The organism is Shewanella sp. UCD-KL21, from assembly GCF_001957135.1.
Lineage (GTDB): Bacteria > Pseudomonadota > Gammaproteobacteria > Enterobacterales > Shewanellaceae > Shewanella.
Window position 1 is genome coordinate 37119 of the sequence record NZ_MPHK01000013.1, and the last position, 23454, is coordinate 60572.

The following is a 23454-nucleotide window of genomic DNA, read 5'->3' on the forward strand; positions in this document are numbered from 1 at the left end:
AGATAAGCAAATTTTATTCTATTAGTGATCCGATAATCCGCATAGTGTAAACTTCAATCACAAAATGTATACAATATAAATTATCAATTGTATTTCTACATAACACTCGCTGCGGTTACCCTGCAGATGATGACTATCTTCAGTGTTTTGTTTGTAAATACACCGCTGCGATAATCGCTTTACCTTAATAAGACTGAATCAATCAGCCACCTCCAATGGAGCAACCATGCCAGATACGATCAATCAGCGCCTTGACGCCATTCGCCAAACCATGTCGCAACAAAATCTCGATGCTTTTATTATTCCCCGAGCAGATGAATACCTCGGCGAATATGTCCCTGAGCGTAATGAAAGGCTGCATTGGGCGACAGGGTTTACTGGTTCGGCGGGCATGGCGATTATTTTAAAAGACACCGCCGCTATTTTTGTTGACGGTCGTTACACAGTGCAAGTGGCACTGCAAGTTGATGCGCAGTTATTTAGTTATGAAAGCCTAACGGATACTCCGCAAATTCAATGGTTGATTGATCATTTAACTCAGGGTAAACGTGTTGGCATAGATAGCCGATTACATACCTTAGCTTGGTATCAACAAGCACAGCTGCAATTAACAAAAGCAGATATCAGCTTAGTGTCAGTTGCTGAAAACCCAATTGATATTCATTGGCAGCAACGCCCAATGCTACCAACAGAGCCCATTACCTTATTTAGCCATGAGGGCGCAGGCCGCAATAGCCTTGATAAACGCCAACAAATTGGTGATATCGTTGCCAAGCAAGGCGCCGATATGGCATTAATTGCCGCTTTAGACTCATTTTGTTGGTTACTTAATATTCGTGGCAACGATGTGCCAAGATTACCCGTCACCTTAGGCTGCGCCTTACTGAGTGCCAACGGTGATATGACCTTATTTGCTGATAGCAACAAACTGCCCCAAGGCTTTGCTGAGCATGTGGGCGCTGGCGTTGAATTTAAAGATGAATCATTATTAGCTGAAGCCCTTGAGCAACTTAACGGCGTAAAACTGCTGGCAGACCCTAATACCACTAATGCTTGGACCCAGTTAACCGCAAAGCAAGCGGGTGCCATATTAGTCGCGGGCTCAGATCCTGTCGCACTGCCAAAAGCACAAAAAAATGCCGCCGAGCTCAGTGGTATGCGAACATGTCATATTCGTGATGGCGCAGCAGTAAGCCGTTTTCTTACTTGGCTTGATATGGAAGTTGCTGCCAACCGTCTTTATGATGAAGCCCAGCTTGCCGATAAACTGGAATCTTTCAGATTAACTGATCCACTGTATCGCGAGCCAAGCTTTGATACCATTTCGGCCACCGGTGCTAACGCCGCGATGTGTCATTACAATCATAATGACGCCACCCCAAGTCAAATGACCATCAACAGTATCTATTTGGTGGACTCTGGGGCGCAGTACCTTGACGGCACCACGGATGTCACCCGTACAATTGCCATTGGTGACGTCACCGCTGAGCAACAAAAAATGGTCACCTTAGTATTAAAAGGTCATATTGCCCTTGATCAAGCCAAATTCCCTAAAGGCACATCAGGCCAGCAATTAGATGGCTTTGCCCGTCAGTACTTGTGGCAACATGGGTTTGATTATGACCATGGCACCGGTCACGGCGTAGGACATTTTTTAAGTGTTCATGAAGGCCCGCAGCGCATTGGTAAAAACGTGAATGGCGTGCCATTATTACCCGGTATGGTGTTATCCAATGAGCCGGGGTATTACCGCGCCAATGAATTTGGTATTCGCATTGAAAACCTAGTGGCGGTTATTCCATCACCAAGCTTAGTGAATGCTGAACGTGAAATGCTGGAGTTTGATGCGTTAACGCTAATCCCTATCGATAAGCGTTTAATTGATAAATCCTTACTCACTCAAGCTGAAATTGATTGGTTAAATCGCTACCATCAAAAAGTGTTTGCCACCTTATCAACTATGCTCACAGGTGATGACCTTGCATGGTTAACCAAGGTAACGACTGAGCTTTAATAAAACCCAAGTCATTATCCCCACACTTGCCCAATTTTAAGCCATTTAAATTGGGCATTTTTGTATTCAGAGCCGGTTTCTAATTGCCATAACCTCGCCATAACCTCGCCATAATCATGCGCTAAAAACTGACCACAAAACTTAGTTAAGAATTAATCAAAAAACTTTGTTATACTCCGCCGCCGCTGATCCATTAGCGAACTTTAAAACCCATGTTAAAATGACATGCTAAGTCGTTTTGGTACTAGCACGATGAACTATACTCAGGCAGGTTAAAAACTAATATTTTTAGTGAACTAGCCACTGAACTGTTGAATGACGTGATAATGATAGGAACAAGATACCAATGAAATTTGAATCTTTTAGCTTCGCCCCAGAAATATTAAGTGCGATCGCTGATTGCGGGTATAAAACTATGACACCCGTTCAACAACAAGCTATTCCAGCAATTCGTCGTGGCCAAGATGTACTTGCCAGCGCCCAAACCGGTACGGGTAAAACAGCCGCATTTGCATTACCTATGCTGCAAAAGATGGTTGAAAATCCACGTGAGTTACAGCATTCAAATACCCGCGCGTTAATCTTAACCCCTACTCGCGAGCTAGCCGCTCAGGTTGCTGACAATATTGCTGATTACAGCAAGAACATCAACATGGAAGTATTGACCATTTATGGCGGCGTAAAGCTGACTAGCCAAGCGCAAAAGCTTAAACGTGGTGCTGACATTATTGTAGCTACGCCGGGGCGTTTACTTGAACATTTAAACGCATGTAACTTAAGCCTTTCAAATGTTGAATTTTTAGTCCTTGATGAAGCTGACCGTATGCTGGATATGGGCTTTAGCACCGACATTCAAAAAATTCTTCAAGCCGTGAATAAGCAGCGTCAAAACTTATTATTCTCAGCCACCTTCTCAACTTCAGTTAAGAAGCTTGCTAACGAAATGCTTGAAAAACCAGTGGTCATTACTGCTGACAAACAAAACACCACCGCTGATACAGTAAGCCAAGTGGTTTACCCTGTTGAGCAGCGCCGTAAGCGTGAATTGCTATCTGAATTGATTGGCACTAAAAACTGGCAACAGGTGTTAGTCTTCACTGCAACCCGTGATGCCGCGGATAAGCTAGTAAAAGAGCTTAACCTTGATGGTATTCCGTCAGCTGTGGTTCATGGCGAAAAAGCCCAAGGCAGTCGCCGCCGCGCATTACGTGAATTTGTTGAAGGAAAAGTACGTGTGCTGGTTGCAACCGAAGTGGCCGCTCGTGGCTTGGATATTCAAGATTTAGGCTATGTTGTTAACTACGACTTACCATTTCTTGCTGAAGATTATGTGCACCGTATCGGCCGCACCGGACGTGCAGGTAAATCAGGTACCGCTATTTCATTTGTGAGCCGCGAAGAAGAGCGCACCTTACATGATATTGAAAAATTAATCGGTCAACCCATTCGCCGAATTACTGCGCCAGGTTATGAAGTTGGCAGCCGTGAATTACTGTTAAAGCAAATTCAAAAGCGTCGTAGCTTCGCGAAGAAACAACAACGTGCAGATAGCGCGGGTGAGCAAGTTGTCGGCGAGCGTAACATGCAAGGTCGCCGCGTAACGGTAGGTAAATCAACCAGTACCGTTAAGTACAAAAAACTGAAGTAATCACCCCGTTATTATTTCAATATTAAGGCGCTATTAGCGCCTTTTTTTATGCCTAAAAAACATTCAGTAAATCATTATTCGCTTTAAGTAAATTCGATGAAATAAAAACTGTGGTGATCAGGTCTAATCATTGTCGCCGTAACAGCGAAAATTATAACCAGTATTACTCAGCGATAAGAAGTGCCAATTAGGGCGCTCACTAAGATCATCACTTTAATTGAATATGGATTTCAGCATGTTAAAAAAACTTATGTTAGTCGCCGCAATGGCCTTATTTAGCTTACCTTCAATGGCTAAACCTATTGCTAGCGATGAATACCACGTCATGCCATTAATGAATGGACAACAAATCCCGAGCGTTGACCTTAAAGATGTTGCCGGCAATAAGGTTAACCTGCAAACATTAACCGCAGCTAAGCCCACTATCTTCTTTTTCTATCGCGGTGGTTGGTGCCCATTTTGTAATGTTCAAATGGGCCAACTTAAAGCTATTGAGCCTAAATTAATTGAAATGGGTTTTCAGTTAGTGGGAATTTCACCTGACTCACCCGCCAAACTTAAAGCCTCAATGAATGACAATAAACTGGGTTACCTATTGCTATCAGATGAAAATATGACCGCATCCCAAGCATTTGGTATTGCCTTTTATACCAGTGAAAAAGTCACCAGTATGTACCGCGCCAAGCTCAGTGTTGAAAATAGCCTTTGGACCACACCTGAAGGTGAGCAGCGCTTAGTCTTACCAGTGCCGGCAGTTTATGTGGCAGATAAAACCGGCTTGGTACACTTTCAATACATAAACCCCAATTATAAAGTGCGCCCCGCACCTGAGCTTATCTTAACCGCCGCAAAACTATTGCAAGGGCAATAATTTGCAGCAGCAATAACTCGCCTTTGCTACAATAGCTTCGCCGCACTTCCCATTTTTCTGCGGCGGAGTTATTTATGCAAAATACAACACAAGCACCAACATACAACCAAGCGATTTTAGCCGTAGCTGAAGCAGGGATTAAAGCCTTGCAAGAGTCTGCATTAAAGCAAAAAGCCAAACGAACCCCTGCCCAAGAAAGTCATTTTCTGTGTGCATGGATGGTGGAGTCATTACGGGACAAACGCTTTCCTAAAATGGTTGCTGATGATCTCAATAGCTGGATCCGTATGGCTCGCAGCCAAGGCGCTGGCGCCATGTTACCTCAGCTACTGCAACGTATCGCGATTCAATACCAACAAGTGCTCACCACGACCTTATCTGAAAAAGGCGCAATCGATGCGCTTATCGAGCATTTAGATAGCAACGAATGGTTTGTTATTACTGATACTGCGTTTTCAGACTCAGGTGCCAAAAAGCTCAAACTGGCGGGTAATGGTCAATCGAGTATGGTGATTTGTGAACATCAGCTGTCGCACTATTTTGATGTAGATAGACTCATTAAGCCTTTAGCTATCTATGTGCGTGGTGATGAGCAATATTTTGCCGAGCAAGCGCTCAATAAAGGACTATTGGTTAGCCAAGGTAATAAAAAAACCAGTCTTATCAAACATCATAAAACCTATTTGGTATACCCAAACAACCAGTTATCAGAGTTATGTTTATTGGTAGAGTCGCTGGCTTAACTCGCCAATTAACTTACTAATTAACTGCTGTAACCAAAAAGCGCTAACTTAATGTCGGCGCTTTTTTTGTTTCTGGCTGGGGTTCTTAACGAGTTATAAGATGATGTTAGCCAAGGGTTTTAGAAAGGGTTTTAGAAACTGCTTTAGAATGGATTAAGGCTATAGCCTTGCTCTGTTAAAATAGCATGGGCCGTCATCGCTGATAACGCCATTTCAACTCCAGGCAATAATGCTTGATTATTAAGGTTGTAATACGCTGCGCTTTGACCACAAATGTATATCTTCACCCCATATTCAGTTAATTGCTGTACCAAGGCTTTATTGGCATTTTCGATGGGCGCAGCTAAGCCGTGTTGCAGACGATAGTAGCCATCATCCGCTAAGTCCCCAACGGCGCTGCCATGTACGACCATAGCTAAATTAATATCTTTGGATTTAACTCCGACAGCCTCATGCATATTAATAAATCTAGCAAGGGTATTTAAACTGCGATTAACCTCACCCACCTTAGCCGCTTTGCTCATATCAAAAGCGATGTTAAATTGCATGCCTTTTGGCAAGGCCAGTTGGCTGTCAATTGTCGCGATTTCGCCATAGCCTTTTATCACAGTTCCAGCTTTAAAGGCCTCTTTTCCTGCCATAGCCGCACTAGAGGTTACCAATAGTAAGCTTACCATCAGCAATTTGAGACTTGTTGTTTTGTGCATCTTTTATCCTTATTGATTGCATTATGACAAAGCTATCTTGAAACGCTGCATTTAGCTATAATAGCCCTCAAATTTTTACCCCTGTAAATAAATTGCTCAGGGTTATCAATCTCAAAAGCTGCGTAATCAAGTATCTATGCTTAAGCGCCAGCTTATCTTAGTCGTATGTGTTGCTTAGCAAGCTAATGTTAAGCCGCCAAACTCAGGAGTTTCCATGGCTCGCCAAGTCATTTATACCTTTAAAGGTAAAACCAAAACAATCGCATTCAGTTACGATATACATCATGACCTATACGAAGCTGCAGCTGAAGCTGAAGGTATTGATTTAACCAACTTCTTGGCTATGGAACAGCAAATTGCAATGACCTCTAAAAAAGGGGCGAAAGCAGAAAAAGATTACCGTAAAACCGAGTTTGCCCGTTTCGGTTTTAGTAGCATCAAATTTGTTCGTGATGATGACGAGTAAAGCTAACAGTCAAAAACTTACCGCTAAGAGTTAAGCGCTAAGAGTTAAGTGCTAAGCGCATTTGTATTAGTGGCATCAGCAATTATTAGTGACAACAACAATAAAAGGATTTACATGATAAATTCAGACCACGCTAATTTCCCTCGAGCCAGCTTTATCCGCCGTTGTGGCGCCATAATTTATGACTCGTTATTGGCTGTAGCCGTATATATGATTGCCGGTGCAATTGGTTTTGGCCTGTTTGTTGGCCTTACCAGCAGCGGCGTTATTTCAATGGATGGTTACGAGCACATTGCAGATGTACTGCATCAAACCCCATTGTATAAAGGTATTTATCAGTTATGGGTCGTGCTTTGTGTCGTCGCTTTTTATGCCTTATTTTGGAGCCGCGGCGGCCAAACATTAGGGATGAGAGCATGGCGTTTAAAAGTGCAGCACCCTAATGGGCAAAACTTAAGTTTTGTTACTGCGCTTGCTCGCGTGGTGTGGTCACTGGCTGGTATTGGTAACTTATTTATTCTTATCAATCCTGATAAACAGGCGCTGCAAGATAAAATGACCCAATCAGAAGTCGTGGTACTGTCGGTTGAAGCGAACCAAATGCGCAATTGGCGCGGCGCTTAACTAGCACCACACGCTAAAAGCACGAGTTAATATCATCGGCTAATAGCCTAAACTCATACCCTCAAACAACACGCCGTAATCCTCTGGGTTACGGCGTTTTTTTATTGGCGCTGTAGAACATCAAGCCGTTAACATGGCGCAGCGATTTGGCTAAAGTTAAGGCTAATACTCAAATTAAAAACAGAACTAGTGCTCGAGCTAAAAACAGCACTAGAACTAAAACCAGAGCTAAAGTACAGCAATAAAACCCTCACATAAAAAATCCCAACAACTGACGTCATTGGGATAGTTATTATTGCAAACTTGCCAGCAGCAAACGCCCTAGCAAGCTAAAGGCTATTTTCTGATGAAGTATAACGCGCCAATACTAAACAGTACGGCCGGCATACCTGCACCTATATAGGCAGGTAAGCCATAAACAATACTCATAGGGCCAAATATCTCACTACAAATATAAAAGCTAAAGCCAGCAACCACGCCGAGCAAGACTCTTGCGCCCATGGTCACGGTTCTTAAGGGGCCAAATACAAATGACAGTGCCACTAAAATCATCACAGCGACAATAATTGGCTGCATAATTTTACGCCATAAAGCCAACTCATAACGACTCGGATCTTGCTGATTAGCTTCAAGGTAATCTAAATACCCCACCAGACCTTGAATGCTTAGCGCTTCAGGCTTTACTGACACCACACTTAATTTATCAGGGGTTAAGGTTGAGTCCCAAATGCGCTCTTCTTGGTATTCAAAGCTAATCTTGTCATCGGTGACTATGGTATTTTTAACATCAAATAAGCGCCATACATCATTGGTAAATTTAGCGCTTTGAGCCTGAGTCATGGTGGTTAATTCTAACTGATCATTAAACTCATAAAAGGTCACTTTATTTAAAGTGTTTATGGTTTCAACTTCACCAATATTGACAAATAAGTCACCGTCTCTTGCCCACACGCCTCGATGAGATTTGATCAGGCTGCCACCAGAAACTTTGGTTGCTTGTAGCTCTTTGGCGGTTCTTTCTGCAACAGGTGCGCCCCACTCGCCTAAGGCCATTACAATGATCATCAATGGAATGGCTGTTTTCATCGCTGAAATCGTAATTTGCAACCGAGACATACCCGACGCCTGCATGACCACTAATTCAGAGTTCGATGCCAACATTCCCATACCAATCAGCGCCCCAAGTAATACTGCAATGGGGAAAAACAACTCAATATCACGGGGGATTAAGTAAATAACATAAATAATCGCATCAAACATAGTGTAAGCACCGCGGCCTACGACACGTAGCTGATCAACCCACTTAATAATGCCTGACAGGCCAGTTAAAATAAGTAAGCATAGCGCCGACGAGCCAATAATTACTCGGGCAATATAGAGATCGAGTATCTTCATGCTGCCACCTTCTTACGTTTAAGTAATTGCAGTAATTTAGCGCCACTTGGACGCTCTTTACCCAGTAACAGGATACCGATAATAAACGCGGAGCCATGGATCCACCACATACCTAATACTTGTGGGATCACTTCATCCTCAAGGGCTTTACGGCCGGCAACCATTAAGCCGAAATAGCCTAAATAAAGTAAAATCGCTGGGAACATTTTGGCAAACTTACCTTGCCTTACATTCACCCGAGCCAGTGGCACTGCAATTAAAGTCATCAGTGGTATCGCTAAAGGCAGCGCTAAACGCCAATGGAATTCTGCTGCCGCTTCAGGGCCTGGCGTGGCAAGTAATTGATCAACCGGTAAAGCTGAAAGCTTACGACGACGTTCATCCACTTCTTGCTCTTTAATTTCCATCTTATAACCACCAAACTCAATCATTTGATGGTCAAGGTTATTCGGGCTGCCTTGATAACGGGTACCATTATCAAGTTGTAATTGCTGGCTACCAAACTTATCTTCCACTACGCGGCCATTTTCTGAAACCACAATATTAGTTAGGCCTTTTTCGTCTTCAGGATCAGGCAGTTGAGCCACAAACACTTTTTTTAATTCGTTAGATTTAGTGATTTTTTCAACAAACAACACAGCTCGGCCATTAGGACTAGCTTGAAAGCGGCCTTGGGTAATTGCTGCTAAACCGGCTTCTGATTGTGCCTGCTCTAGCACTTGGTTTTGTCTTTCTTCCGCCCATGGGCCAACATAAACCGATAAAATACCGGTAAACACTAGATTCGCCACCGCCAAAAGCAAGGTCACACGGGTAACATACCACTCACTGATCCCGACGCCATGAAGCACCACCATTTCATTTTCGGCATACATTCGCCCATGGGCGAGCAATATCCCTAAGAAAAAACTCAGCGGCAACACCAAAACGGTTAATTGCGGTAAATTTAGCCCCAATAAAGTCAGCACTAAAGATGCAGGAAAGTCGCCATCAGAGGCATCTCCCAGTACTCGCACAAATTGCTGGCTAATAAAAATAGTTAACAGCACTAAAAGTATCGCAAATTGGGCTTTTAAAACTTCAACGATCAAGTATCTAAATACAATCACAGGTAGGATCCACAGTCTAAAACTTGTCTTTTTGCTGGTATCAGAGTAACTTCACTATTAAATGTCTGCTTTTAGCAGTTATTGATAGTTTTCTGACCAGCGCGTGAGCTTCTTTAAGTGTAATTCATTTAGCTGATATAGCAGAAAATTACCAAGGATTTATTTCCTTAAAGGTTTGTAAATATGGCCTAACGGGCCGAATTAAAACATTATCTAATAAATATAAAAATTTGTCTTTAATAATCTAGGAGTGCTCATGGAGTTTAGCGTAAAGAGCGGCAGCCCCGAGAAACAACGTTCAGCTTGTATCGTTGTCGGTGTATACGAACCACGTCGTTTGTCAGGTATCGCAGAGCAGTTGGATAAAATCAGTGAAGGTTACATCAGTAACTTGCTTCGACGCGGTGATTTAGAAGGCAAACCTGGGCAGATGTTATTATTGCATCATGTACCAAATGTGCTCAGTGAGCGTGTTTTGTTAGTCGGTTGTGGCAAAGAGCGTGAACTTGATGAGCGCCAATACAAACAAATTATCACAAAGACTATCAACACCTTAAATGAAACGGGTTCTATGGAAGCGGTTTGCTTCTTAACTGAATTACACGTTAAAGGTCGCGATACTTATTGGAAAGTACGCCAAGCGGTTGAAACCACTTATAACAGTTTATATAGCTTTGATGCGCTAAAAACCCGTAAAGGCGAAACCCGTCGTCCGTTACGTAAAATGGTATTTAATGTCCCGACTCGCCGCGAGTTAACCCTTGGCGAACGAGCTATCGACCATGGTATGGCAGTATCATCAGGCATGCACTTATGCCGTGACGTTGCCAACATGCCGCCAAATATTTGTAATCCGGCATACTTAGCCTCTCAAGCACGTCAAATTGCTGAAGTTCATGACTGCCTTACGGTTTCAACTGTAGGCGAAGAGCAAATGGCAAAACTCGGTATGCATTCATACCTTGCTGTAGGTCGTGCTAGTGCCAATGAATCTATCATGACAGTAATGGAATATAAGGGCGCAGTTGATGAAACTCAAAAGCCTATCGTCCTTGTTGGTAAAGGCCTTACCTTCGATTCTGGTGGTATTTCATTAAAGCCGGGCGAAGCCATGGATGAAATGAAATACGACATGGGCGGCGCTGCCGGTGTTATTGGTGCCATGAAAGCCTTATGTGAAATGAAGCTGCCAATTAACGTTATCGGTATTCTTGCCGGTTGTGAAAACATGGTTGCGGGTAATGCTTATCGCCCTGGTGACATCTTAACCACTATGTCAGGTCAAACTGTTGAAGTGCTTAATACTGATGCTGAAGGCCGCTTAGTATTATGTGATGTGCTGACTTATGTAGAGCGCTTTGACCCAGAATTAGTGATTGATACTGCCACCTTAACTGGTGCTTGTGTCATTGCACTGGGCAAACATGCTTCAGGTTTATTCTCATCTCATAATCCACTCGCCCATGAAATACTCAATGCCGGTGAGCAATCAGGCGACCGCGCATGGCGCATGCCGATTTGGGATGAGTATCAAGAAATGCTTGAAAGCCCATTTGCTGATATGACCAACCTAGGTGGTCGTCCAGCGGGTTCAATCACTGCAGCTTGTTTCTTAGCGCGCTTTGCTAAAAAATATAACTGGGCACATCTTGATGTTGCCGGTACAGCTTGGAACAGTGGCGCTAATAAAGGCTCTACAGGTCGTCCAGTGCCAATATTAAGCCAGTTCTTATTGAACCGCGCCGGAGTTGAGCAAGGCGAGTAATCGACTGTTTTTGCAAACACCTTGTTGCAAACACCTTGTTGCAAACAGTTTGCTGTAAATACAGGCAGTAACCAAATCAAAGGCGAAGTAACTACTTCGCCTTTTTTATCCCTCTTGTTCGCAGGTTTACACATTTAAGGCCGCAAATAAGACCGCAAAAACAACTCTCTTCCAATAGCAAGCAAGTCGCAAGCGATTAGCAAGCAAACCAATAAGCCTGACAAATAAAAGCGAACACAAGGATTGCTAAAATTTCAGCAGCTTTCTATTCAATTAAGCAAAATTAACTCTTCTGCACCCTAGCCCCAATCGATGCTTTTAGTGTAAAATTCGCCTTTACTTCATCAAAATTTAAAATAATGTCAAAGACTCTGTTTTACTTAATGCCAGCAATCAATACCCAAGCCAGTGCGCTTGAAAGCGTATATCTTGCAGCATGTCAGATTGCAGAACGGCATTATCGCCAGCAGCAGCTTGTTTATATTCACTGTCAGAATAAACAACAAGCCTATGCCATTGATGAATTATTATGGCAATTTGAGCCAACAGCATTTGTTCCCCACAATTTAAAAGGGGAAGGACCAATAACCGGTTCACCTGTCGAGATTGGTTTTGATAAATTAGGCGCCAATAAAAGTCGCCAATTACTGATAAACCTAGCAGACCAAGTGCCAGCATTTGCGGTTAACTTTCCGCATATTATCGATTTTGTTGCTAATGATGATGCGCTTAAACAGATTGCCCGTGCTCGCTACCGTGAATACAAGCAATTAGGCATTGAGCTTACGACCACTGAGTTCACTGGCGTTTAAGTCAGTTGATTCGTTAACAATACCAACTATTAATTTAGATTGAGAAAACAAAAATTCCATGGAAAAAACATATAATCCGCAGTCAATTGAGCAATCTCTATACCAAAATTGGGAAGAGCAAGGCTACTTCAAACCACATGGCGATGAGTCAAAAGGTAACTATTGCATCATGATCCCGCCACCGAATGTGACGGGTAGTTTGCACATGGGTCATGCATTCCAAGACACCATCATGGATACGTTGACTCGCTACCAGCGCATGAAGGGCAAAAACACCCTTTGGCAAGTGGGTACCGATCACGCAGGTATTGCAACCCAAATGCTGGTTGAGCGTAAAGTCTTTGCTGAAGAAGGTTTAGGTCGTCACGACCTAGGGCGTGATAACTTTATCGAGCGTATCTGGGATTGGAAAAATGAATCAGGTGGCACCATCACCAAACAGCTACGTCGTTTAGGCGCTTCTGTTGATTGGGATCGTGAACGTTTTACCATGGACGAAGGCATGTCTGAAGCCGTCCAAGAAGTGTTTGTACGCTTATATGATGACCAGTTGATTTACCGTGGTAAACGCTTAGTCAACTGGGATCCAAAACTGCACACTGCTATTTCAGATCTCGAAGTAGAAAACAAAGAAAAGCAAGGCAGCATGTGGCATTTCCGCTACCCGCTAGCTGATGGTGCACTAACTGCTGACGGTAAAGACTACTTAGAAGTTGCCACCACGCGTCCTGAAACCATGCTAGGTGATAGTGCCGTTGCAGTTCACCCTGATGACGAGCGTTACCAATCACTTATTGGCAAGTTCATTCTTCTGCCAATCGTTAACCGTCGTATTCCAGTTGTGGCAGATGACTATGTTGACATGGAATTTGGTACTGGCTGTGTGAAAATCACCCCAGCTCATGACTTTAACGATTATGAAGTCGGTAAGCGTCACGCCCTGCCTATGTTCAACATCTTAACTATCAATGCTGACATTCGTAGCGCTGCAGAAGTGGTGAATACTGATGGCACCGCAAACACCGAATTAGATAACAGCTTACCTGAGCGTTATGCCGGTCTTGAGCGCTTTGCTGCTCGTAAAGCCATTGTTGAAGAATTCGACACTTTAGGTTTATTAGGCAAAATTGATCCTCACGGATTAAAAGTGCCATACGGCGACCGCTCTGGCGTGGTTATTGAGCCACTACTTACTGACCAATGGTATGTGTCAGTTGCGCCTATGGCTAAAACAGCCATGGAAGCGGTTGATAACGGCGACATCAAGTTTGTGCCACAGCAATACGAGAATATGTACAACTCTTGGATGCGCGACATTCAAGATTGGTGTATTTCACGTCAACTTTGGTGGGGACATCGTATCCCAGCTTGGTATGACGAAAGTGGCAAAGTCTATGTAGGTCGTGACGAAGCAGAAGTTCGCACTAAGCATAAGCTAGATGACTCGGTTGTTTTACGTCAAGATAACGATGTACTAGATACCTGGTTCAGCTCAGCGTTATGGACTTTCTCTACACTTGGCTGGCCAAAAAATACTGAAGAATTGAAAGCTTTCCACCCAACCGACGTGTTGGTAACGGGTTTTGATATTATCTTCTTTTGGGTGGCGCGCATGATCATGATGACCATGCATTTCATCAAAGATGAAAACGGCAAGCCACAAGTGCCTTTCAAAACGGTATATGTCACTGGACTTATCCGTGATGAAGCCGGTAATAAGATGTCCAAATCTAAAGGTAACGTATTAGATCCTTTAGACATGATTGACGGTATCGATCTTGAATCTCTGGTTGAAAAACGCACCGGCAATATGATGCAGCCAAAAATGGCCGCTAAAATTGAAAAAAGCACCCGTAAAGAATTCAGTGAAGGTATTGAAGCACACGGTACTGATGCACTGCGCTTTACTTTAGCTTCAATGGCATCAACCGGTCGCGATATCAACTGGGACATGAAACGCCTTGATGGTTACCGCAGCTTCTGTAACAAGATCTGGAACGCATCACGTTACGTGTTGATGAACACTGAAGTGCAAACTGAAGATGCAGCTGACGATGCTATCGGTGTAGCATTAGATTGCGGCCAAATTTTGGTTGATGGTAAGCCAGGGGCAATGGAATTGTCGCTAGCTGATCGCTGGATTATCGGTCTGTTTAACGAAACCGTTAAAACCTACGATGAGCACATGGCCAATTACCGTTTCGACTTAGCGGCTAATACTATTTATGAGTTCACCTGGAACCAATTCTGTGACTGGTACCTAGAGCTCACTAAGCCGGTAATGCAAAACGGCACCGATGCACAACTGCGTGGCACACGTCATACGCTGGTTAATGTACTTGAGCAGATGCAGCGCCTAATGCACCCAATGATGCCTTACCTTACTGAAACTATCTGGCAACGCGTTAAGCCGCTAGCAGGTGTTGAAGGTGATACCTTAATGATTGCCCAATTCCCTGAGTATGACGCAACTAAGGTTGACGCGCAAGCAATGGAAGATCTTGAGTGGGTTAAGCAAGTCATTACTGCTGTGCGTAACATTCGCGCTGAGCTAAACATTGCCCCATCTAAACCACTGAATGCCCTACTTCGCGGCGTGAGTGAGCAAGATAAGGCACGTTTAGAGGCTAACCAAACCTTCTTCAAGACTTTAGCTAAGCTTGAGTCTATGACGATTCTAGCTGACGGTGAAACTGCACCTATGTCGACGACCCAACTTGTCGGTGACATGGAGCTATTAATCCCAATGGCAGGTCTTATCGATGTGGCTAAAGAAGTAGCCCGTATCGACAAGCTACTTGAAAAAGCAGCTGGCGAGTTCAAGCGCATTGAAGGCAAGTTATCTAACCAAGGTTTTGTAGCTAAAGCCCCTGCTGCCGTGATTGAAAAAGAACGTGCTAAGCAAGCTGAATATCAACGCGATATGGATAAGCTTGCAGAACAAAAAGCCGAACTTGCCAAGCTAGAAGGCTAAGTAAGAAAGCTTGGTTTATTTGCCATCTCGCTAAATAAACCCAAACTAAAAAGGCTATCAAGGTAATTGGTAGCCTTTTTTAATGGCTAAAATTAACCCAAGCGATGAAAAGTATGATTGTTGAGCAGTTACAATAGATTGTAAAAACTTATCTCCATTAAGTTAATTACAACGCCACTGGCGGCTTATTCAGGCAAATAATACCTAAAAAAATGGTCAAAATGGCTTAGATACTGTATAAGCTTCGCCTCTAGATATTTTTCATCCATTTTAAGAGTCTTGAAGCTTTAGTTTATAATTACTGATTAAGCTTAAGTTAGCTTCAAATGCCTTGGTTTATGACCTTGGCTCAAATACTCGATATTTAAAACGATAGGCAGGCACAACACATGTCAGATAAATTCTTTTTCAAAGGCCGTCAAACGCCAAAACCTGCCTATGGCGAAAGTGGTTACAACACCAAACGCCAAGCTAAACCTGGCACTGCAGCGCTTCCTTTACAGTTATCAGTGCAAACAGACGCACGTAAGCTTGAAGTAGAGGCATTAGTTGAGGCAAACGCGCTATTTGCATCAATTACCGTTAACCCTGACGTCGCTGAAGATATTTTTGCGCTTCTGGGTATTTTAAACAAACCAACGGCAGTCACCGCAGAAGCCAAAATTAACCGTAACGACCCTTGTACTTGTGGTAGCCGTAAGAAATATAAAAAGTGCTGTGGCTAAGTCCTTTAAGTGACAGTCGATTAATTAAAGCGAGCGATTAGCTCGCTTTTTTGTATAAAAAAACGCCCTCCGAAACGCATTTATCACATTCCCGCTCAGTAACTTTGGTAAATTTGGTTAATTTAGGTAAAGTGTCTGCCGACCTATTGTTAATAATAATAATCATAAGGGTGATTTATGAGTGAAAATTCACACTCAGGCAACGACCTAAGAGAAGTGAAACAGCTGGGCATGTGGGCATCTATTGCCAGCTTAAGTTATATATTTTGGATTGTCGGCGGCATGGAGTTGGTGGAGCGTATTGCCTACTATGGGGTAAAAGCCAGTGCCGGTTTATATGCTAAAACACCGACCTCTGAAGGCGGCTTGGGTATTAGCCTCAGTGATTACGGTGTCATTATTGCCATTTGGGCATTTATGCAAACCTTCATTCCGGTGTTTACTGGCGGGATATCTGATCGCGTCGGCTACAAAGAAACCATCTTTGCCTCAACAGTCATCAAGATCATTGGTTACTTGGTGATGGCGATGTTCCCAAGCTTTTATGGCTTCTTGATTGGCGCAATATTATTGGCCGCAGGGACAGGGATCTTTAAGCCGGGTATTCAAGGCACTTTAGTGCTTTCAACAGGACGTCAAAACACCTCAATGGCCTGGGGTATATTCTACCAAGTGGTCAATATTGGTGGCTTCCTTGGGCCTTTAGTGGCTGTACATATGCGTCAGTTATCTTGGGATAATGTGTTTTACGCTTGTGCTGCCATCATCTCACTTAACTTCTTATTTTTACTAGCTTATAAAGAGCCAGGTAAAGAAGAACGACTTGAGCGGGCCCGCAAAGTCAAATCAGGCGAAATTAAACAAGAAGCCTTGTGGCGTGATGCACTTCATGAACTGAAAAAGCCCGTTGTTATCTACTATATGTTGGTATTTGCTGGTTTCTGGTTCTTATTTAATGCCTTATTTGATGTATTACCTATTCATATTGCTGAATGGGTTGATACCAGTGTGATTGTTACCTCTCTATTTGGCCCAGAAGGCACCTCTAACGGCTTTTTCCAGTTTTGGTTAGGCCTTGATAATACTGGTACTAAGGTGATGCCTGAAGGCATGCTCAATCTCAATGCTGGTATGATCATGACCAGTTGTTTCTTGGTTGCTGCACTTACCGCTAAGTATCGTATTACCACTGCCATGTTAGGTGGTTGTTTACTGAGTATTTTGGCATTCGTGCTCATTGGCGCAACCAATGCTGCATGGATGATTGTACTGGCTATTGCAATGTTCTCATTCGGCGAAATGATGATTAGCCCGAAGAAAAATGAGTTCATGGGTAATATTGCCCCTGAAGGTAAAAAAGCCATGTACTTAGGCTTTGTGATGTTACCTCAAGGGATAGGCTGGACGCTAGAAGGCTACTTTGGGCCTAAACTGTATGAGATGTATGCCTCAAAAGAGATTTTCTCACTGCAGCTTCTTGCAGAGCGTGGCATGAGTCAAACAGATGTTGATGCTATCCCCCAAGGCGAAGCATTTTCAACCTTAGTGGCTTATACCGGTGAGCCTGCACAACAGCTAACAACGCTGCTGTATAACACCCACAGTATCGGCAATGCTTGGTATATTATCGCCGCTGTCGGGACGATTTCGGCAGTAGGGATTTATCTTTACGGTAAGTGGCTATTTAAACTGCAACAGAGCTAAAGTAAATAACTCTGGCTGTATAACAGCCACTTTATCGGCAATGCTTGGTATATTATCGCCGCTGTCGGGATGATTACGGCAGTTTCTGCAGTAGGGATTTATCTTTACGGTAAGTGGTTGTTTAAACTGCAACAGAGCTAAAGTAAATTTAAACAAAAAAGCTGACAAGGCTATTCATAGCATTGTCAGCTTTTTTATGGCACTAATTTAGTATTACGCTGCTTTTAACGACGCTGTTGCTGCAGTGTCTTCTGCTTTACTTGCTGCAAATCTGACTTTTCCAACAGGCAAAATCACCCGGCCATATTCAGCATTCAGCACTTGCGCCATGGCAAAGTAAATGGCGCTTAAGCCACATAAGATACCTTCAAAGCCAGCAATGGTGCCTATTAGCTCGCTGCCAGTAAAATCTCGCGCTGCTAATAAAAAGAATAAAATGGTTAGCAAGCCAAAGACAATTTGCTTGGCTAATGGGTAACGCATAGAGCCAATAAACATAAAGCCAGTAAACATGCCCCAAAGCGCTAGGTACCAACCCATAAAGCTTGCTGGACTTGCCGCAAGACCCATTTTAGGCATGACAAGTAGGCCAACTAAGGTTAACCAAAATAGCCCATAAGAGGTAAATGCTGTAGTGCCAAAGGTATCGCCACGTTTAAAGCACATGATGCCGACAATCACTTGGCCAATGCCGCCGTAAAAAATACCCATAGCAAGGATCATTGAATCAATTGGAAAAAAACCAGCATTATGAATGTTGAGCAAAATGGTGGTCATACCGAAGCCCATTAAACCAAGTGGTGCTGGATTTGCGTATGAATTTGTCTGCGGTGTCGACATTGAGTTCCCCTACAGGAAGTGATCAATTAAGTAAGTAGTGACGATAATGTCGTCACACTAGATTAACTTGGGTTAATCTTAGCGCCGCGCATAATAGTGTAACCGCAGGAGGCAATCAAACTAGCAGCTAAGGGAGTTGAGGGATGGCGGTCTAAACAATGCGGTTAATTAATGTGGCTTTTCAGCTTGTTAAATAAAAAAGCGGCATTCATCCCACGAGTGAACACTTAAGGGTTTGTCAGCTCACAAATATTGCCAGCTACCGATCTAGCTCACAACAAGTCAGCATTGCAGCCTGCTTATAAGCAAGCTAAAACGCCCTAGGACGTTTAAAAATTGCACTGACTCACAAAAATGAATAATAACGCCATTGGGATCAATAAAAGGGTTAATGCAAACACTGAGGATAAAAAAGGGAGCCCGAAGGCTCCCAGTGGTTTATTTGCTATGAGAAGCAGGGGATCTCATAGCTGATGAAACATCTAACACTTTTTACTAGTGTGCCCCTCCAGCATGCATTACATCAATACCGTAAGTCTTACCTTCAGCATGACAAGTTGCACAAGATTCAACCGGCAGGTTAGCAGTTGAAGCTGGCTCGCCCTCAACTATCGCACCATTACTCTTGAAGTGAGCCAATGCTGAGGCACTTGAGTGAGCGTGACAAGTACGACATGCTTCAGCGGTAGGGCTAATGAACATTGTTGCACCAGCATCTACTGCGATTGCGCGTTTACCTGAAGTAAGACCACCATCTGCAACGAATAAACTCACATCATCTTTATGACAAGCTGCACATTCGGTAGCCACTGCTGGGTAACCTTGTGTTTCCATATCAGAATTTAAGTGTATTGCAGGGAAGCCACGGTTATCATCCCAAAGACCTGAATGGAAACGGTGAGCGACAGTGAATAAGTCACGGTTGCTATAGGTTAAGCCTTCAATTGTTTCAAATACTGGGTCGCCATTTTCATCAACTGTATCTGTTTTATATTCAACAGCCACATGATAAGAGCCGCCCCAAGTGTCGTTATGACAACCTACACATTGGTCGAAACGTTCGTTACCGTAATGCTTAGCGATACCTAATGAAGTATGACAAGTATTACATTTAGCTTCATCAGCGGTTACCCGTGCTGGGTCGCTAAAGCGAGATATCGTTGCGCCGCTACCATCAGCATTGGCGAGATTCCAGTAAGCTGGCGCCATAGTGACTGCAACATAACCAACATCATATTGCGCTTCGCCGCTTGAATCTAAACACTCAATAAGCATGCCTTCAGAATCGGCACATACTGAGAAACGTGGCGTTACAGCAATACTCTTTCCGTCTAGATTAAACTCACCTAATTGAGTCACCATTAACTGACCAGCAGATGCAAGCACGCCATTTAGATTAACCGAAGCACTACCATAGTAAGTACCATCAGTGTCTACCCAACCGGTTTTCATTTCATCGTATTTAGTAAAGTTAGTGAACTCGAAACCATCTTCAACGGCAACACCATCAATCGTGACATCAAATGTAATCACCATTTCATCCATGTCAGCTGTTGCGCTTTCAGTGTAACTCACACTATTTAAAGCGATTTCAATTGAATCAGTGGCAATCGCTCTCGCTGCAACATTATGTGCTTGCATTGGGCTTAAGCTGCCAGCGCCATGACAACCTGAACAGACTGCATCATTTGCAGGGGTAATCCCTCTGTGATTGTCACCTGTTTCAAAATCAACTTCGGTATGACAAGACACACATGCTTCTGCGTAGACATTATCATTCCATTGCATACCGTTATCATGACATGCGGTACATTGATTGATTTCTGATGGGAAGCCAATTTCACCAAACATCTCAGCAGCTTCACCTTCTAAATCGTCAATATGATGCCCTGCATGCAAGGTGTGGATCATTGCATTCCAGTTCGCGTTATAGCCTTTTTCTGGATCATCCTCTCCACCTGCATAAGCAGGGTTATGACAGGCAACACAGTTTTCAACTTTCTGGTAATTATGGTGGGCACCAATGTTAGCTATGCGAATATCGGTAGCTTCATAACCATCCATTTGAGTATGACACTTAATACAAGCTGCGTTAGACACTGAATCTTTTTCAGATACCGCTAGCTCACCCGTTGCAGGAATAAAATCAACCGGAGTAGAAAGCAGTTTGTCTGCAATGCCTTCACCCGTGCTGTCGACAACATCATAGCTACGCACCATAACCCGATGTAAGTTATTAGCATCACCATCAGCAAGCACAACTGGTGCATTGCCATCATGCTCCCAAGTACCTGTGTAGGTGCCAGGGTTGGCTTCATCTTCCACTAAGGTACAAGCTTCAACTTCTGCACCGCCGCGGGCTTCTGCCATACCAGTTGGCGTACAATACATGCTTGAGCCAAATTCATTGGTTAGGGTATGGCTTTCCCACAATAGTGGCGCGCCGGTATCAGTGGTATTAGCCGCTTGATTCATCACATAAAGCGCTACTTTGTCTAAGCCACTAAAGGGCAGAGCATCACCTTTAGCCGTTTTGCCTGTTACCGTAAATTTGATAGCAAAATCATCACTTCCTACTACCACGATATCTGCAGGGTCTAAGCTCAGTACAAAATCAGCAGCAGCTGCTACTGTATCAACAACATTTCCCGCTGGTGCACCTGGCTCACCTGGCGCGCCGGGTTCTCCTGGAGCGCCATCTTTACCATCATCGCCATCACTACAACCCGCTAGTCCAATAGCAGCGATTAACGCTGCTGCTAGAATCGACCTTTTATATGTTCTCATTATCGGATCCCCTATATAGGTATTTAAATCTGCTTTAGCAGTAACTTTAATATAAAAGATACCCCTTTAGATGTATTAAAAAGGTTTCATATATGTGATTGAAATTTAAAGATTTAGATCTCGCAATTTTACAAATCGAAGTTGGCAATTTCGATATATGAAATTTGTATAGGTTATTGAGTTTTATACTGATAATGATTGTTATTAACCAAACAGATTTGCGCTAAAAAAATGTTGGAAACAAGCATAAAAAAATGCACAGTTCAAGGTGAATGACTCGACAGCCATAGCGCTTCTCTACCCCATTAAAATGATATTCAGCGGCGGATCCCCCAGCACAGGGAAATGGCTAAATAGCACATAAGCGATTTAGGCAGCGATTAACTTAAGCACTGAATTAATAATAATCTTTCTGCTGTCATCACAATAGCGGCGGTATGAGGAGGTTCTTTCAATAAGGTGGTATTGCGGCGCGGCGCCATGGCCAAGCAATTTTTCTCTTTCGGTTTCCGGTAAGCTTTCAACACGTAGTGCATCAAAGTGATTTAACACTGCAGCTTCTGATGTGGCCATAAAGCTGAAACTTCGCATGGTCAACAAGTGACAAAACCACTCTTCAATGGAACTGACTCGACTGATATTAAGCGGCTCAATCCCTGATTGACGGCAGTAAATTTGGAAGAAATCTAATTTATCATTAAACCCCTTGGTATCGAGCAGCAAAAAAGGATAGTTAGCCATGTCATCTAAACTTATAGCATCATAGTCCCAAATAGGATGATTCGTTCTAGCTACAATCGAAGTGGAATCACTATGACCTAGGCTTTCAGATAATAAATCGCTGGCGCTGGCTGGGCCAAGGTTAATCCCTAAATCAATGTCACCTTGGTGGATCAACTCTTCAGAATGTTCATTCCAAATATGCATTCTGACTTTACCTAACTTATCCATTATCTCGTCGCTGCCAAGCGCCATTGAAAGTGAAGTCATAATGATGGGAGTTACCGCAATATTGAGCACGGTTGATGAATTAGTACAGTTACCTTCATGTACGATGCGTTCAATATTTGAGGCTGACTCGCAAAAACTACATATGGGCTGATAAAGGTGCTCTGCTAGCGCGGTAGGTCTTAACCCTTGTTGACGTCGATAAAATAACTCGTCATCAAAGGTTAACCGTAACGCCGTTAAACAACGGCTGATTTTAGGGGCTGAAACGTTTAATTCTTTCGCTGCAAGGTTAGCAAAGCCTGTTTCATAAATAGTTTTAAAGACCAATAAACAGAACACGTCTAATTCACTGATTTTCTTAAGCGCTTTGAAATCCATGCAAATACCTAGTAATAACCTTGTTAATATTAAGCTTAAGTTAACATAACTATAACAAGCAAAACTTGATCAAGCCCAAGCTTATAGGATTAGTTTAAGGTTTTTCGAGGTTTACTTAAGAGCAATTTCAGTTTGAGTGAGCGGGCGAAACTCCCCTGCTAACAATTGCTTATCCAAGTTAATATTGCTCACCGACTCACGATGTAAACCAATCACAGGATTCCTGAAACGGCCAAACATACGCTTAATTTGATGGTACTTACCCTCTTGTAACGTCACCCGTGCTTGATACTCTGAGATGATTTCTAGTTGCGCCGGTAAAGTGGTGATATCTTCAAAGCCAAAATACATCCCTTGATTAAAAGCGCTAACGTAACTGTCATCTATGGGGTTGGCTAGGGTGACTAAATACTGTTTATCGACTTTTGTTTCAGGTGACATCAAGGTTTGTGACCATTGGCTGTCATTGGTGATTAACAGTAAGCCTGTAGAATTTAAATCAAGCCTGCCGGCAATATGCATCATCTCAATATTGACGCCAGCTAATAACGACAAGGCAGTGGGATGAATATCATCTTTTGTCGCGCTCACCACTCCCACAGGCTTGTGTAACATGTAGTATTGTTTTTGCTGGTTCTGAATAAAATCACCATCAAGCATAATCGCGGTAAACTCATTAATTTGACGATCCATCTCTTTACAAGTTTCACCATCAACATTGACCCGCCCAGCCAGTAAAATTAGCCTTACCGCCTTTTTAGGTAACTGTAGTTTTTTAGCTAAAAACTGATCTAAGCGACTTCGTTTACTTTGCATTTATAAGCTCAATTTAAGTGATTTATTCTTATTTAACTATTTAAAAGAATTAACTTATTACTAATCAATTTAGTGGATAGTTTGAGTTGGCAAACTAAATCGCATACCCTATTTGGGAGCGAATC

At 43.1% G+C, this 23454-nt stretch carries 18 protein-coding genes; 11 read left to right on the forward strand and 7 right to left on the reverse strand.

Going from position 1 to position 23454, the window contains the following annotated elements:
* Nucleotides 1-226 precede the first annotated feature (226 nt).
* The 4 genes from BM739_RS12620 to BM739_RS12635 all read left to right on the forward strand — a co-directional run bounded on the left by BM739_RS12620 (nt 227) and on the right by BM739_RS12635 (nt 5276).
* A complete protein-coding gene (locus tag BM739_RS12620) occupies nt 227-2014 on the forward strand; it encodes an aminopeptidase P family protein (RefSeq protein ID WP_076541127.1) in 1788 nt (595 codons plus the stop codon).
* Nucleotides 2015-2360: 346 nt separating this feature from the next.
* Entirely contained in the window at nt 2361-3662 is a 1302-nt protein-coding gene (locus BM739_RS12625) for a DEAD/DEAH box helicase (RefSeq protein WP_076541129.1), read from the forward strand.
* Between the two features lie 235 nt (nt 3663-3897).
* Entirely contained in the window at nt 3898-4533 is a 636-nt protein-coding gene (locus BM739_RS12630; protein ID WP_083698155.1) for a peroxiredoxin-like family protein, read from the forward strand.
* Between the two features lie 74 nt (nt 4534-4607).
* Nucleotides 4608-5276 carry a DUF2913 family protein gene (locus BM739_RS12635; protein WP_076541133.1) on the forward strand — a complete coding sequence of 223 codons (669 nt, stop codon included), beginning with the start codon at nt 4608-4610 and terminating at the stop codon, nt 5274-5276.
* Nucleotides 5277-5419: 143 nt separating this feature from the next.
* Here BM739_RS12635 and BM739_RS12640 read toward each other — a convergent pair whose 3' ends face one another.
* The gene (locus tag BM739_RS12640) at nt 5420-5983 is read right to left on the reverse strand and encodes a DsrE family protein (RefSeq protein ID WP_076541135.1); all 564 of its coding nucleotides are present in this window, start codon (nt 5981-5983) and stop codon (nt 5420-5422) included.
* 214 nt (nt 5984-6197) lie between these two features.
* Here BM739_RS12640 and BM739_RS12645 point away from each other — a divergent pair, with 214 nt between their 5' ends.
* Together BM739_RS12645 and BM739_RS12650 are read left to right on the forward strand one after the other, a co-directional pair.
* A complete protein-coding gene (locus BM739_RS12645) occupies nt 6198-6449 on the forward strand; it encodes a DUF2960 domain-containing protein (RefSeq protein WP_076541136.1) in 252 nt (83 codons plus the stop codon).
* Nucleotides 6450-6563: 114 nt separating this feature from the next.
* Nucleotides 6564-7073 (forward strand): RDD family protein, encoded by a 510-nt coding sequence (locus BM739_RS12650; RefSeq protein ID WP_076541138.1) that lies wholly within the window; start codon nt 6564-6566, stop codon nt 7071-7073.
* A gap of 336 nt (nt 7074-7409) precedes the next feature.
* On the opposite strand, the gene lptG is transcribed toward BM739_RS12650, so the two are convergent.
* The gene (lptG, locus tag BM739_RS12655; RefSeq protein WP_076541140.1) at nt 7410-8468 is read right to left on the reverse strand and encodes an LPS export ABC transporter permease LptG; all 1059 of its coding nucleotides are present in this window, start codon (nt 8466-8468) and stop codon (nt 7410-7412) included.
* The gene (gene lptF, locus BM739_RS12660; protein ID WP_076541142.1) at nt 8465-9577 is read right to left on the reverse strand and encodes an LPS export ABC transporter permease LptF; all 1113 of its coding nucleotides are present in this window, start codon (nt 9575-9577) and stop codon (nt 8465-8467) included. The genes lptG and lptF overlap by 4 nt, the downstream gene beginning before the upstream one ends.
* Nucleotides 9578-9833: 256 nt before the next feature.
* Here lptF and pepA point away from each other — a divergent pair, with 256 nt between their 5' ends.
* The 5 genes from pepA to BM739_RS12685 all read left to right on the forward strand — a co-directional run bounded on the left by pepA (nt 9834) and on the right by BM739_RS12685 (nt 17557).
* A complete protein-coding gene (gene pepA, locus BM739_RS12665; RefSeq protein ID WP_076541144.1) occupies nt 9834-11342 on the forward strand; it encodes a leucyl aminopeptidase in 1509 nt (502 codons plus the stop codon).
* A gap of 359 nt (nt 11343-11701) precedes the next feature.
* Nucleotides 11702-12154, forward strand: coding sequence for a DNA polymerase III subunit chi (locus BM739_RS12670; RefSeq protein WP_076541146.1), 453 nt, complete (start codon nt 11702-11704; stop codon nt 12152-12154).
* Between the two features lie 58 nt (nt 12155-12212).
* Nucleotides 12213-15128: a valine--tRNA ligase gene (locus BM739_RS12675; protein ID WP_076541148.1), complete on the forward strand. Its 2916-nt coding sequence runs from the start codon at nt 12213-12215 to the stop codon at nt 15126-15128.
* 389 nt (nt 15129-15517) lie between these two features.
* Nucleotides 15518-15853 carry a PBPRA1643 family SWIM/SEC-C metal-binding motif protein gene (locus tag BM739_RS12680; protein WP_076541150.1) on the forward strand — a complete coding sequence of 112 codons (336 nt, stop codon included), beginning with the start codon at nt 15518-15520 and terminating at the stop codon, nt 15851-15853.
* Nucleotides 15854-16030: 177 nt separating this feature from the next.
* Complete coding sequence (locus tag BM739_RS12685; protein ID WP_076541152.1) at nt 16031-17557, forward strand: MFS transporter; 1527 nt, start codon at nt 16031-16033, stop codon at nt 17555-17557.
* A 213-nt stretch (nt 17558-17770) separates the two neighbouring features.
* Here the strand turns inward: BM739_RS12685 and BM739_RS12690 are convergent, their stop codons facing one another.
* From BM739_RS12690 to BM739_RS12705, 4 genes are all read right to left on the reverse strand, one after another.
* Nucleotides 17771-18397, reverse strand: coding sequence for a GPR1/FUN34/YaaH family transporter (locus BM739_RS12690; RefSeq protein WP_076541154.1), 627 nt, complete (start codon nt 18395-18397; stop codon nt 17771-17773).
* 495 nt (nt 18398-18892) lie between these two features.
* Nucleotides 18893-21184 (reverse strand): OmcA/MtrC family decaheme c-type cytochrome, encoded by a 2292-nt coding sequence (locus BM739_RS12695; protein WP_083698156.1) that lies wholly within the window; start codon nt 21182-21184, stop codon nt 18893-18895.
* Between the two features lie 369 nt (nt 21185-21553).
* A complete protein-coding gene (locus BM739_RS12700) occupies nt 21554-22513 on the reverse strand; it encodes a LysR family transcriptional regulator (protein WP_076541158.1) in 960 nt (319 codons plus the stop codon).
* Between the two features lie 111 nt (nt 22514-22624).
* Nucleotides 22625-23329 carry a 16S rRNA pseudouridine(516) synthase gene (locus tag BM739_RS12705; RefSeq protein ID WP_076541160.1) on the reverse strand — a complete coding sequence of 235 codons (705 nt, stop codon included), beginning with the start codon at nt 23327-23329 and terminating at the stop codon, nt 22625-22627.
* Between the last annotated feature and the right edge of the window lie 125 nt (nt 23330-23454).

Excerpts from the sequence above, each read along its gene's own strand:
- BM739_RS12625 (WP_076541129.1), top strand. The coding sequence starts at position 2,361 with ATGAAATTTGAATCTTTTAGCTTCGCCCCAGAAATATTAAGTGCGATC.
- BM739_RS12700 (WP_076541158.1), bottom strand. The coding sequence starts at position 22,513 with ATGGATTTCAAAGCGCTTAAGAAAATCAGTGAATTAGACGTGTTCTGT.
- BM739_RS12675 (WP_076541148.1), top strand. The coding sequence starts at position 12,213 with ATGGAAAAAACATATAATCCGCAGTCAATTGAGCAATCTCTATACCAA.
- BM739_RS12635 (WP_076541133.1), top strand. The coding sequence starts at position 4,608 with ATGCAAAATACAACACAAGCACCAACATACAACCAAGCGATTTTAGCC.
- BM739_RS12680 (WP_076541150.1), top strand. The coding sequence starts at position 15,518 with ATGTCAGATAAATTCTTTTTCAAAGGCCGTCAAACGCCAAAACCTGCC.
- BM739_RS12620 (WP_076541127.1), top strand. The coding sequence starts at position 227 with ATGCCAGATACGATCAATCAGCGCCTTGACGCCATTCGCCAAACCATG.
- BM739_RS12690 (WP_076541154.1), bottom strand. The coding sequence starts at position 18,397 with ATGTCGACACCGCAGACAAATTCATACGCAAATCCAGCACCACTTGGT.
- BM739_RS12695 (WP_083698156.1), bottom strand. The coding sequence starts at position 21,184 with ATGAGAACATATAAAAGGTCGATTCTAGCAGCAGCGTTAATCGCTGCT.
- BM739_RS12685 (WP_076541152.1), top strand. The coding sequence starts at position 16,031 with ATGAGTGAAAATTCACACTCAGGCAACGACCTAAGAGAAGTGAAACAG.
- BM739_RS12645 (WP_076541136.1), top strand. The coding sequence starts at position 6,198 with ATGGCTCGCCAAGTCATTTATACCTTTAAAGGTAAAACCAAAACAATC.
- pepA (WP_076541144.1), top strand. The coding sequence starts at position 9,834 with ATGGAGTTTAGCGTAAAGAGCGGCAGCCCCGAGAAACAACGTTCAGCT.
- BM739_RS12630 (WP_083698155.1), top strand. The coding sequence starts at position 3,898 with ATGTTAAAAAAACTTATGTTAGTCGCCGCAATGGCCTTATTTAGCTTA.
- BM739_RS12640 (WP_076541135.1), bottom strand. The coding sequence starts at position 5,983 with ATGCACAAAACAACAAGTCTCAAATTGCTGATGGTAAGCTTACTATTG.
- lptG (WP_076541140.1), bottom strand. The coding sequence starts at position 8,468 with ATGAAGATACTCGATCTCTATATTGCCCGAGTAATTATTGGCTCGTCG.
- BM739_RS12650 (WP_076541138.1), top strand. The coding sequence starts at position 6,564 with ATGATAAATTCAGACCACGCTAATTTCCCTCGAGCCAGCTTTATCCGC.
- BM739_RS12670 (WP_076541146.1), top strand. The coding sequence starts at position 11,702 with ATGTCAAAGACTCTGTTTTACTTAATGCCAGCAATCAATACCCAAGCC.
- BM739_RS12705 (WP_076541160.1), bottom strand. The coding sequence starts at position 23,329 with ATGCAAAGTAAACGAAGTCGCTTAGATCAGTTTTTAGCTAAAAAACTA.